The organism is Streptomyces sp. NPDC050625 (assembly GCF_040654755.1).
Classification (GTDB): domain Bacteria; phylum Actinomycetota; class Actinomycetes; order Streptomycetales; family Streptomycetaceae; genus Streptomyces.
This window is the reverse complement of record NZ_JBFAIQ010000075.1, coordinates 1-12,635: the sequence shown is the minus strand read 5'-3', so window position 1 is coordinate 12,635 and position 12,635 is coordinate 1. Positions and strand designations below refer to the sequence as shown.

General features: G+C 71.4%; 1 protein-coding gene. It reads right to left on the bottom strand.

What is annotated here, in order from left to right:
* Positions 1 to 12,602, bottom strand: a 12,602-nt coding sequence (locus AB0I54_RS47285) for an amino acid adenylation domain-containing protein (RefSeq protein WP_363302604.1), incomplete at its 3' end; no start/stop codon positions are given.
* Positions 12,603 to 12,635: the final 33 nt, after the last annotated feature.

The window sequence follows — 12,635 nt, the reverse complement described above, 5'->3', positions numbered from 1 at the left end:
CACTCCCCCAACACCCGCTCACGCACCACACCACCCAACACACCAACACGCCCCACCAACCCCCACGGATCCCCCACCACCCGCTCCAACACCCACAGGACAGAGGCAAGGACGTCTTCCGCCCGAGCGCGCTCGAACACGTCCGGCCGGTAGACGAATTCACCTTCCAGCCGCTCGCCCGGAATCACGATCAGGGCCAGGGAGTAGTGGCTCGTGTCCTGGCTTGCGCCTGCCGGGCGGATGGTCAGGGATTCGTCGTCCGATGCGGCCGGCGCATGCGGGTAGCTCTCGTACACGACGAGGGTGTCGAATTCCGCGCCCGGCCCGGCGAGGCGCTGGATCTCCGCCAGACCGATGTGCTGATGACTCATCAGCCGGGCCTGTCCTCGCTGGAGTTCGGCCAGCATCTCGATGATCGGCTGTCCCGCGGTCAGGTTCACCCGTACCGGGAGCGTGTTGATGAACAGGCCGACGGCCGACTCCGCTCCGGGCAGGTCTGCGGGGCGTCCGGCCACGGTGGCGCCGAAGACCACGTCGTTGCGCCCGGCCAGCCGCGCCAGCACCAGCGCCCAGACACCCTGGACCACGGTGTTCACGGTCAGGCCATGGCTTCGCGCGACCTCCTCCAGCTTCCGGCTCAGGTGCTCCGGGAACGTGAAGCGGATCGGCTCGGGCAGGACCGAGGCCCGCACGAGATCCGCGGGCACCACCCGCGTCGGCTCGTCGGCCCCGGCCAGTTCGGCCTGCCATGCGGTACGGGTCTCTTCCTTGTCCTGCCGGGCCAGCCAGGCCAGGTACTCCCGGTACGTCGTCGGCGCAGGAAGTCCCCGAGCGTCGCCGCCTGCCTCGTACGCGGCCGACACCTCGCTGATCAGCAGCGGCAGGGACCAGCCGTCCATGAGGATGTGGTGACTGGAGAGGACGAGGCGATGCCGGTCGGCGCCGAGGCGGATGAGCAAGAGGCGCAACAGCGGCGCCGTTGTGAGGTCGAAGCGCTGCGCCCGCTCCTCGGCGGACAGCCGCTCCACCTCGGCCGACGCGTCGACTTCCGCCAGCCCGGAGACGTCCGCCTCCCGCCAAGGCACCTCCACATGCCGGGCAATGACCTGTACGGCGTCGCCCGAGGCGCCCCGGTGGAAGCCGGCCCGCAGGATCGGGTGCCGGTCGACGACTGCCTGCCAGGCCGCGCGCAGCCGCGCCGCGTCCAGCGGTCCGTCGAGCGCCAGCGCCCGCTGGCTCGCATACACGTCCGGGCCTGCGTCGTCGAAGGCCGCGTGGAAGAGCATGCCCTCCTGCAGCGGCGACAGCGGCCAGACGTCCGTCAGATCCGGGACCGCTGCTTCCAACTCCTCGACCTGGGCCTGGTCGAGTTCCACCAGAGGGAAGTCGGACGGTGTGTGGCCGCCCGCGGTGGGCTCGTCGGTGGTGTGCGCGGCCAGGCCCCGCAGCATCTCCAGCCACAGCCCGCCGAGGCGTTCGACCGCCGCGTCGTCGAGGAGGCTGCCGGGCCAGCTGAGCGTGAGGGTCAGCTCCGGGCCGTCCGTGGTGTCACGCACCACGGCACCGGCCTCAAGGGCGTGCGCCACGGGCATGTCGGGGTCGGCCGCGCCACCGACCGCCGTCTCGCCTGCCATCTGCCAGGCACGGACGGGGCCGGACTGCTCGCCAACGGTGAACCGGCCCAGGTAGTTGAACCCGATCTGGGCGCTGGGGAGTTGGGCCAGGGCCTCGGCCGTCTCCGGGTTGAGGTGACGGAGCAGGCCGTAGCCCAGTCCGTCACCGGGGACGGAACGCACCTGTTCCTTGACCGCCTTGAGCAGCGCCCCGGCCGCCGGGCCGCCCGCCAGCACCTCGGCCAGATCAGCGGCTGATGTGTCCAGGCGGACGGGGTGGACGTCGGTGAACCAGCCCACCGTGCGGGACAGGTCCACACCTTGCACCGGCTCCCGGCCATGCCCCTCTACGTCCACCAGCACCCGGTCGTCCGGACCGGGCTGCCAGTGGGTGACCGCTCCGGCAAGCGTCGCAAGCAGCACTTCGTGCAGGCCGCAGTGGTACATCGTCGGTGCCTGTCCGGCCAGCACCGCCGCCTGCGCTACCGGCACCGTCCAGGAGTGGTGCTTGAGCGTTCGTATGGTGTCCAGGGACGTATCCAACGGCCGGTCACCGAGCGCCAGTTGCTCGCCCTGGAGGAGTTCGCTCCACGCCTGTAGTTCACCGCGCCGCTCGTCGCTGCGGGCCTGAGTGGTCAGCAGTTCCGCCCACCCGCGGAAGGACGTGCCCACCGTATCCAGCACCGGTGCCTCACCCGCGACCACCGCCTCGTACGCGGCCTGCAGATCCGGCAGCAGGATCCGCCACGACACGCCATCGACGGCCAAGTGGTGAACCACCAGCACCAGACGGCCGGTCCGCGACGGCCCCGCATCCACCCAGACGACCTGCACCAGCACGCCAGATGCGGGATCCAGCCGTTCCACCGCGTCGCGGGCCGCACGACCGGCAACCTCGTCCAGGTCGCTGTCGTTGGTCATGGTCGCGTCCACGTGGTGGATCAGCCCTGCTGCCGTCACGGTTCCCGGCTCACCGACCATCAGCCGCGAACCGCCGCCTTCGACACGAACGCGCAGCATGTCGTGCGTGTCGATGACCGCGCCCAGAGCCGTGACCAATGCATCCCGGTCCAGTCCGGCCGGCGCGCCAACGACCGTCCACTGCGCGAACCGCGACCCGACAGCCCCTTCGCCCATGGCTCGCATCGCGGGCGTCCAGGCAACCTCGCCCACACCGTCGTCACCCGAACCACCGGTGGACCGACCGTCCATGGGCTGAGCGACGAGCGCCAGGCGTTCGACGGTCTTCTCCTCGAAAACCTGCCGCGGGGTGACCACCCACCCGGCGCGCCTCGCCCTCGACGCCAACTGCATCGACATGATCGAGTCGCCGCCCAGCTCGAAGAAGCCGACGTCCGCCGCGACCTGGTCCAGCCCCAGCACCTCGGCGAAGATCCGGCACAGGGTTTCCTCGACCACGCCGTCCGGCGCCCGGCCGGACACCTGCTCCGCGAAGTCCGGCGACGGGAGAGCGGCCCGGTCCACCTTTCCGTTGACCGTCAGCGGCAGCGCGTCAAGCACCACGATCGACGAAGGCACCATGTATTCCGGCAACCGCGCACCGGCGAACTCCCGCAGCTCCGCGATGTCCGCCTCGCCGTCCGCTGCCGGGACGACGTACGCAACCAGCCGCCTGTCACCGGCCTGGTCCTCGCGCACGATGACCGCCACCTGGCCGACACTGTCGTGCGCGGCGATGACGGAGCCGATCTCTCCCGGCTCGATGCGGAACCCGCGGATCTTGACCTGCTCATCGGCTCGCCCGGCGAAGTGCAGCTCACCGTCGGCCGACCAGCGAGCCAGGTCACCTGAGCGATACATCCGCTGCCCCGGCACGAACGGGCAGGCCACGAACCGCTCGGCCGTCAGGTCCGGGCGTCCCACATAGCCCCGGGCCAGCCCCGTCCCGGAGATGTAGACCTCGCCGACGCCGCCGACCGGCATCGGCTGCAGGAACTCGTCCAGGACGAAGACCTGGGTGTTGGGTAGCGGCCGGCCGATCGCGGGCGGCGCGTCCTGCGAGGTGATGCCCTCGCCGAGCGCAGTGGCGGTGGTGATGACCGTGGCCTCGGTGGGGCCGTAGGTGTTCCACACCCGAGCCTGCCCCCGCCAGCGTGCGGCCAGGTCGGCGCTCAACCGCTCGGCGCCCAATACCCAGTTGGACACCCCCGGTACCGACGCCGGGTCCAACACCCCGAGCAGTGACGGAACCACACTGGCCACGCCCACACCCGCCGCACGGATCATCTCTGCCAACACCGCTGGATCCGTACGCTCCTCACTCCCGGCAATCGCCAGCGTGCCACCCGCAGCCAGCGTCACCACCACATCCAGCACGGCCGCGTCAAAGCTGAACGACGCGAACTGCAACGCCGTGACACCCGCATCCACACCCAGCACCGGCCGCATCGCCTCCGCCAGATTGGCCACGCCTCGGTGCGCAACCGCCACACCCTTCGGCCGGCCGGTGGAGCCCGAGGTGTAGATCACGTACGCCAGTTGGTCCGGATCCACGACCGTGTTCAACGGCTCGGCCGATTCCGCGGCCAGCGCCTCCGCCGCCGCATCGAGCAGCACCACGTGCTCGGCTTCCAGGTCCGCGGAGGTGCTGAGCACGACCGAGGCTCCGCCGTCGGCGGCCATGTAGGCGAGTCGGTCGGCGGGGTACTCCGGATCCAGCGGTACGAACGCGGCCCCGGCCTTCCACACCGCCAACTCGCCCACAACCATGTCCACTCCGCGCGGCAGACACAGGCCGACCCGGGACTCCGGCCGCACACCCAGGCCGATCAGGTAGCGCGCCAACTGGTTGGAGCGCGCCTCCAACTCTCCGTACGAGATGACTTCTTCACCGCACCGCACGGCCACGGCCGTCGGCGATCGCCGCGCCTGCGCGACGAACAGCTCCAGTACCGACCCCGCCGGAACCGGCCGCGCCGTGGCATTCCACTCCCGGACGACCCGGATGCGCTCGGCTTCGCTCAGCACCTCTATCCGCCCCAGCGGGACCGAGGGGTCGGCAACCAGTTGCTCAAGCACCCTCTGGAGAGAGGCAAGGATCTCCTCCGCCTCGGCGTGCTCGAACACATCGGGTCGATAGGAGAGTTCTCCCTCCAGCCGGTCGCCCGGGTTCACCACCAGACTGAGCGGGTAGTGACTCGCATCCCGGCTCGCCCCTGCCGGGCGAATGGTCAGCGTGTACTCATCGGCTTCCGTGGCTCGGCGCGGGTAGTTCTCGTAGACGATGAGGGTGTCGAATTCCGCGCCCGGGCCGGCAAGCCGCTGGATCTCCGCCAGGCCCAGGTGCTGGTGCGCCATCAGCGCAACCTGCCGCGCCTGCAGATCGGCGAGCAGTTCCGCCGCGGACTGCGCGCCATCGAGCCGCACCCGCACGGGAACGGTGTTGATGAACAAACCGATCGCCGACTCCGCACCAGGCAGGTCAGCGGGGCGTCCGGCCACAGTCGCGCCGAAGACCACGTCGTGCCGCCCGGCCAGCCGCGCCAGCACCAGCACCCAGGCACCCTGCACCACGGTGTTCACGGTCAGACCACGGCTGCGCGCCAACTCCTCCAGTTGCTGCGTCAGTTCGTACGAGAACTCGAAGCGTGCGGGCTCGGGCATGACCGGCGTCCGTACCAGGTCCGCGGGTACGACACGGGTCGGCTCCTCGGTTCCGGCCAGCTCCGCCCGCCATGCGGCCCGGGTGCCCTCCTTGTCCTGGCGGGCGAGCCACGCCAAGTACTCCCGGTAGGAGGTGGGAGCGGGCAGCGCGCGCAGGTCGCCTGCTGTCTCGTACATCGTGGACAGTTCGTCGAGCAGGACCGGCAGTGACCAACCGTCGATGACGATGTGATGGGTCGTCATCACCAGGAGGTGCCGGTCGGCGGCGAGGCGGACGAGCAGCAGCCGCAGCATGGGGGGCGCCGTCAGGTCGAAGCGCCGTGCCCGCTCCTCGGCGGACAACCGCTCGACCTCGGCCGACGCGTAGGCCTCCGGCAGGCCGGAGACATCCGCCTCCCGCCACGGCAGCTCCACGTCACGGGAGATCGCCTGCACGGCATCCCCCGAGGCACCGCGGTGGAAGCCGGCCCGCAGGATCGGATGCCGGTCGACGACCGCCTGCCAGGCCGCCCGCAGCCGGGCCACGTCCAGCAGCCCTTCGAGCGCCAGCGTCCGCTGCCCCTCGTAGACGTCCGGGCCGTCGGTGTCGAACGCGGCGTGGAAGAGCATGCCCTCCTGGAGTGGGGACAGCGGCCAGACGTCCACCAGGTTCGGGATCGCCGACTCCAGTTCGTCCACGCCCTCCTGCGTCAACTCCACCAGCGGGAAGTCGGAGGGGGTGTGACCGCCCGCGGTGGGGGTGTCGTCGGTGTGCGCGGCCAGTCCGGCCAGCATCTCCAGCCATAGCCCGCCCAGCCGCTCGGCCGCCGCCTCGTCCAGGAGTCCGCTCGGCCAGTTGAGTGTGAGGGTGAGCTCCGGCCCGTCAGCCGTATCGCGTACGACGGCACTCGCATCGAGGGCGTGCGCCACCGGTGTGTCCGGGTCCGCCGCTCCGCCGACGGCTGTCTCGCCGGCCAACTGCCAGGCGCCGACCGGCCCCGTCCGCTCACCGGCGTCGAACCGGCCCAGGTAGTTGAACCCGATCTGGGGGGAGGGGAGTTGAGCCAGGGTCGTGGCCGTGTCGGGGTTGAGGTGGCGCAGCAGGCCGTAGCCCAGCCCGTCGCCGGGCACGGAACGCACCTGCTCCTTCACTCGCTTGACCAGCGCACCCGCCGCCGGGCCGCCCGAGCGGGCCTGGGCCAGATCGATCCCGTGGGGATCAAGCCGGACAGGGTGGATGCTGGTGAACCAGCCCACCGTCCGGGACAGGTCCACCCCGTCGATCGGCTCTCGACCGTGACCCTCGACGTCGATCAGCAGCCCGGGGGCAGCCGTCGGACGCCAGTCGGTGACAGCACCGGCCAAGGTCGCCAGCAGCACCTCGTGCAGCCCGCAGTGGAACGCCGCCGCTGTCCGCCCGGCCAGTACCGCCGCCTGCTGGACCGGCACCACCCACGAGCGGTGCCGCAGCGTCTCGATGGTGTCCCGGGCCGGGTCGAGCACCCTGCTTCCGAGCGTCGGCTCCTCGCCGTCCAGCAGGGCGGTCCACGCCTCCAGCTCGGCACGGCGCTCTTCGCTGCGGGCCTGGGTGGTCAGCAGCTCCGCCCACCGGCGGAAGGACGTACCCGTCGGGTCGAGGACCGGTGCGCCACCCGCGATGACCGCCTCGTACGCTGCCTGCAGATCCGGCAGCAGGATCCGCCACGACACGCCGTCGACCGCCAAGTGGTGGACCACCAGCACCAGCCGACCTGCCCGAGACGGCCCGGCGTCCACCCACACGAGCTGCGTCATCACTCCGGACGCCGGGTCCAGCCGCTCCACGGCGGCATGCGCCCGCTCCTCGACCAGACGATCCAGCTCGCCGTCCGCCACATCGGCCGCGTGCACCCGATGCACCAGCCCGGCCGCATCCACCGACCCCGGCTCGCCCACCACCAGGCGACGTTCGCCGAAGCCCTCGACGCGGGCGCGCAGCATGTCGTGCGTATCGACGACCGCGCCCACAGCCGTGACCAGCGCCTGCCGGTCCAAGTCGGCCGGCGCGCCGACTACCGTCCACTGCGCGAACCGGGAGCCGGTCACCGCCGGCAGACCCAGCGCCCGCATCACCGGCGTCCAGGGCACCTCGCCGGTCCCCACGTCGCCCGGGGCCGCCGCCTGGTCGTCCACCGGCTCCGCCACCAACGCCAGCCGCTCGACGGTCTTCGCCTCGAACACCTGCCGTGCCGTGACCACCCACCCGGCACGCCGGGCCCGGGACGCGAGCTGCATCGACATGATCGAGTCGCCGCCCAGCTCGAAGAACGAGTCCTCGGCGCTCACCTGCGCCAGCCTCAGCACGTCGGCGAAGAGTGCGCCGAGGGCCTCCTCGACCACTCCCCGCGGTGCCCGCCCGGACACCCTGCCCGCGAAGTCCGGCGCCGGCAGTGCGGCCCGGTCCACCTTTCCGTTCGGCGTGATCGGCAGCGCGTCCAGCACCACCACCGCGGCCGGGACCATGTAGTCCGGCAGTTCGGCCGCCACGAAGTCACGCAGCGCCGTTCCGTCGACCGCAGGGGCGGCATCGTCGCCGGTCGGGACGACGTAGGCGACGAGCCGTTTCTCGCCCGGCTGGTCCTCGCGCACGACGACCGCGACCTGGCCGAGGCCGGGGTGTGCGGTCAGGACCGCCTCGACCTCGCCCGGCTCGATCCGATGCCCACGGATCTTCACCTGCGCGTCGGCCCGGCCGACGAACTCCAGCACGCCCGCGCCGGTCCAGCGCACCACGTCGCCGGTCCGGTACATCCGCGCACCCGGCAGGAACGGGGAGGCCACGAACCGCTCGGCGGTCAGACCCGGCCGTGCTGTATAGCCACGCGCGAGGCCCGCCCCCGCGATGTACAGCTCGCCTCCGACCCCGACCGGTACCGGCCGCAGGAAACCGTCGAGCACGTACACGCGCATGTTGTCCAGCGGACGGCCGATGGGCATCTGCAGCGGGGCCGACGCGTCCGGCTCGATGCGGTACGACGTCGCGAACGTGGTCGTCTCGGTCGGGCCGTAGCCGTCCACGACCACCAGGTTCGGGCACGCCTCCCGCACTCGGTGGACCGCGTCCGCCTGCACGGCGTCGCCGCCGGTCCACACCTCGCTCAGCCCCGCCAGACACCCGGGGTCGTCCTGCGCGAAGAGGTGGAACAGCGCTGCCGTCAGCCACAGCGCGGAGACCCCGTGCCGTCCGATCAACTCCCGCAGCCGCGCGGGTGTCGGGATGCCCGGCGGCGCGACGACGACCCGCCCGCCGGACAGCAGCGGCACCCACAGCTCGTACGTCGACGCATCGAACGTCTGCGGAGAGTGGAACAGCACGGTCTCGTGCCCGTGGGCGAACCGGCTGTCCCGGGCGAGCGCGCCCACGTCCGCGTGCGTGACCGCCACGCCCTTCGGGACACCGGTCGACCCGGACGTGTACATCACGTAGGCCACGTCCTCGGGACCGGCCCCGGCGGCGGCTGCGGCTGCGACGCCGCCGTCGGTACCGGTCGTCAGCGCGTCGACCCGCACCACGTCCGTGGGCCGGCCGGTCGGTTCCTGATCGGCGACGACCAGCCGGACGTGCTCCAGCACCACGCGCCGACGCGCCGCGGGCCAGTCCGCCTCCACAGGAACGAACCCGGCGCCGGCCTTCAGCACACCCAGCAGTACGGCCACCAGCTCCGCCGACCGCTCCATCGCCACACCGACCAGGTCGCCACGGGACACGCCGCGCTCGGCCAGGCCGTACGCCACTCGGTCGGCGATCCGGTCCAGCTCGGCGTACGACCACTGCGGTCCGCCCTCGGCGACGACCGCGACCGCGTGCGGGGTCCGCCGTGCCTGTGCCGTGAACAGCTCCGGCAGGGGTACGGGGGAGAGCGGACGCGCGGTGTCGTTCCACTCAACGAGCATGCGTGAGCGCTCGGCCTCGCTGAGGACGTCGATCCGGCCCACCGGCAGCGACAGGTCGGCCGTCAACTGCTCAAGCACCCGCAGCAGGGAGGCGATGATCTCCTCGGCCTCGACACGCTCGAACACATCCGGCCGATAGGACAGTTCGCCGCCCAGCCGGTCACCGGGGTTGACGATGAGCGTGAGGGGGTAGTGGCTGGCGTCCTCCGCCTTGCCCTCCGGGCTGATGGCCAGGGCTTCGGCGTCCGACGCGGCCGGAGTGTGCGGGTAGCTCTCGTACACCACCAGGGTGTCGAACTCCGCGCCCGGGCCGGCGAGCCGTTGGATCTCCGCCAGGCCCAGGTGCTGGTGCGCCATCAGCGCAACCTGCCGCTCCTGAAGGTCGGCGAGCAGTTCCGCCGAGGACTGCGCGCCATCGAGCCGCACCCGCACGGGAACGGTGTTGATGAACAGACCGATCGCCGACTCCGCACCGGGCAGGTCAGCGGGGCGCCCGGCCACAGTCGCACCGAAAACCACGTCGTGCCGCCCGGCCAGCCGCGCCAGCACCAACGCCCAGGCACCCTGCACCACGGTGTTCACGGTCAGACCACGGCTGCGCGCCAACTCCTCCAATGCCCGGGTCTGTTCACCGGTGAGCTCGAACAGTGCGGGCTCGGGCATGACCGGCGTCCGTACCAGCTCCGCGGGCACGACACGGGTCGGCTCCTCGGCACCGGCCAGCTCGGCCCGCCACGCGGCGCGGCTCGTTTCCTTGTCCTGCCGGGCCAGCCAGGCCAGGTACTCGCGGTACGACATCGGCGGCTGCACCTGCGGCTGCGGCAGGGGCAGGGGCAGGGGCTGCGAGCGGACGTCGCCCTCAGTCTCGTACGCCCTCAGCAGCTCATGGAGCAGGACCGGCAGCGACCAGCCGTCCATGAGGATGTGGTGACTGGAGAGGACGAGGCGATGCCGGTCGGCGCCGAGGTGGATGAGCAGGATGCGCAGCAGTGGAGCGGTCGTGAGGTCGAAGCGCTGCGCCCGTTCGTCGGCGGACAGCCGCTCGATCTCGGCCTGTGCGTCGGCGTCCGACAGGCCGGAGACGTCCGCCTCCCGCCAGGGCACCTCCACATGCCGGGCGATGACCTGGACCGCCTCGCCGGTCCTACGGCAGCGGAACCCGGCCCGCAGGATCGGATGCCGGTCGACGACCGCCTGCCAGGCTGCCCGCAGCCGCGTCGGCTCCAGCGGTCCGTCGAGTGCCAGCATCCGCTGACCCTCATAGACGTCCGGACCCTCGTCGTCGAAGGCGGCGTGGAAGAGCATGCCCTCCTGCAGCGGCGACAGCGGCCAGACGTCCGTCAGATCCGGGACCGCGGCCTCGAACTCCTCGACTTCGTCCTGCGAAAGGTCGACGAGGGGGAAGTCGGACGGGGTGTGGCCGCCCGCGGTGGGGTCGTGGGTGGTGTGCGCTGCCAGGCCCTGCAACATCTCCAGCCAGAGCCCACCGAGGCGTTCGACCGCCGCGTCGTCCAGGAGTCCGCTCGGCCAGTCGAGGGTGAGGGTCAGTTCCGGTCCGTCAGCCGTGTCACGTACGACGGCGCCTGCGTCGAGGGCGTGCGTGGCAGGAGCGTCCGGGTCGGCCGCGCCGCCGACCGTCGTTTCGCCGGTCAGCTGCCAGGCACGGGCGGGGCCGGACTGCTCGCCGGTGGTGAACCGGCCCAGGTAGTTGAACCCGATCTGGGCGGTGGGGAGTTGGGCGAGGACTTCGGCGGTCTCGGGGTTGAGGTGGCGGAGCAGACCGTAGCCGAGTCCGTCACCGGGCACGGTACGCACTTGCTCCTTGACGGCCTTGAGCAGCATGCCGGCTGCCGGGCCGCCCGTCAGGGCGTCAGCCAGGTCGGCAGGTGTTGTGTCCAGGCGGACCGGGTGGACGTTGGTGAACCAGCCGACCGTCCGGGACAGGTCCACCCCGTCCACCGGCTCCCGGCCATGGCCTTCGACGTCGACCAGCACCGGGCCGGCAGGACCGGACCGCCAGTGGGTGACTGCTCCGGCGAGGGTGGCGAGCAGTACTTCGTGCAGGCCGCAGTGGTAGGTCGTGGGGATCTGTCCGGCCAGGACCGCCGCCTGCTCCACCGGCACCGTCCAGGAGTGGTGCTTGAGCGTTCGTACGGTGTCCCGGTCCGGATCCAACGGGCTGTCGCCGAGGGGCGGTTCGTCGACTTGGAGGAGTTCGGTCCAGGCTTGGAGTTCCGATTGCCGCTCGATGCTTCGGGCCTGGGTGGTCAGCAGCTCCGCCCACCGGCGGAAGGACGTGCCCACCGGGTCAAGGGCCGGTGTGCCACCCGCGACCGCTGTCTCGGACGCGGCTTGCAGATCCGGCAGCAGGATCCGCCACGACACCCCGTCCACTGCCAGGTGGTGGACCACCAGCGCCAGGCGGCCGGTGCGGGACGGTCCCGCATCCACCCACACGACCTGCACCATCACGCCAACCGCCGGATCCAAGCGGGCCACGGCGGCTTGCGCCTGCTCCTCGGCAAGACGGTCCAGCTCGCCGTCCCCCGCATCGGTCGCGTCCATGTGGTGGATCAGCTCGGCTGCCGTCACGGTTCCCGGCTCACCGACCGTCAGTCGCGTTGCGTTGTCCTCGACGCGGGCGCGCAGCATGTCATGGGTGTCGATCACCGTGCCCACGGCCGTGGCCAGTGCCTGGCGGTCCAGCCCGGCCGGTGCGCCGACGACCGTCCACTGCGCGAAGCGGGATCCGATGACCACTTGCTCGCCGAGTGTCCGCATCACCGGCGTCCAGGGCACCTCGCCGATCCCGACGTCGCTCGGGGCGACGGACTGGGTGTCCACCGGCTCTGCCACCAGCACCAGCCGCTCGACGGTCTTCGCCTCGAAGACCTGCCGCGGGGTGACCACCCATCCAGCGCGTCGGGCCCGCGACGCCAACTGCATCGACATGATCGAGTCGCCACCCAACTCGAAGAAGCCGGCGTCGGCCGCAATCTGCTCCAGGCCCAGTACCTCGGCGAACAGCCCGCAGAACAGCTCCTCTTCGGGCGTGACCGGTGCCCGGCCCGCCATGCCGCCAGGTGCCTCGGGCGCCGGCAGAGCGGCCCGGTCCACCTTCCCGTTGACCGTCAACGGCAGCGCCTCCAGCACCACCACGGCGGACGGGACCATGTACTCCGGCAGCGTCTCAGCCGCGTACTCACGCAGCACCGCGCCGTCCACGGCACGGTCTACGGCAGGCACTACGTATGCGACGAGCCGCTTGTCGCCCGGCCGGTCCTCGCGCACGACGACCGCGACGTGAGCGACATCCGCATGCTCCGACAGGACGGTTTCGATTTCGCCGGGTTCGATGCGACACCCACGGACCTTGACCTGCGTATCGGCCCGCCCGAGGAACACCAACTCCCCCTCATCCGTCCACCGCACCACATCCCCGGTCCGATACATCCGCACCCCAGCAACGAACGGACACGCCACGAA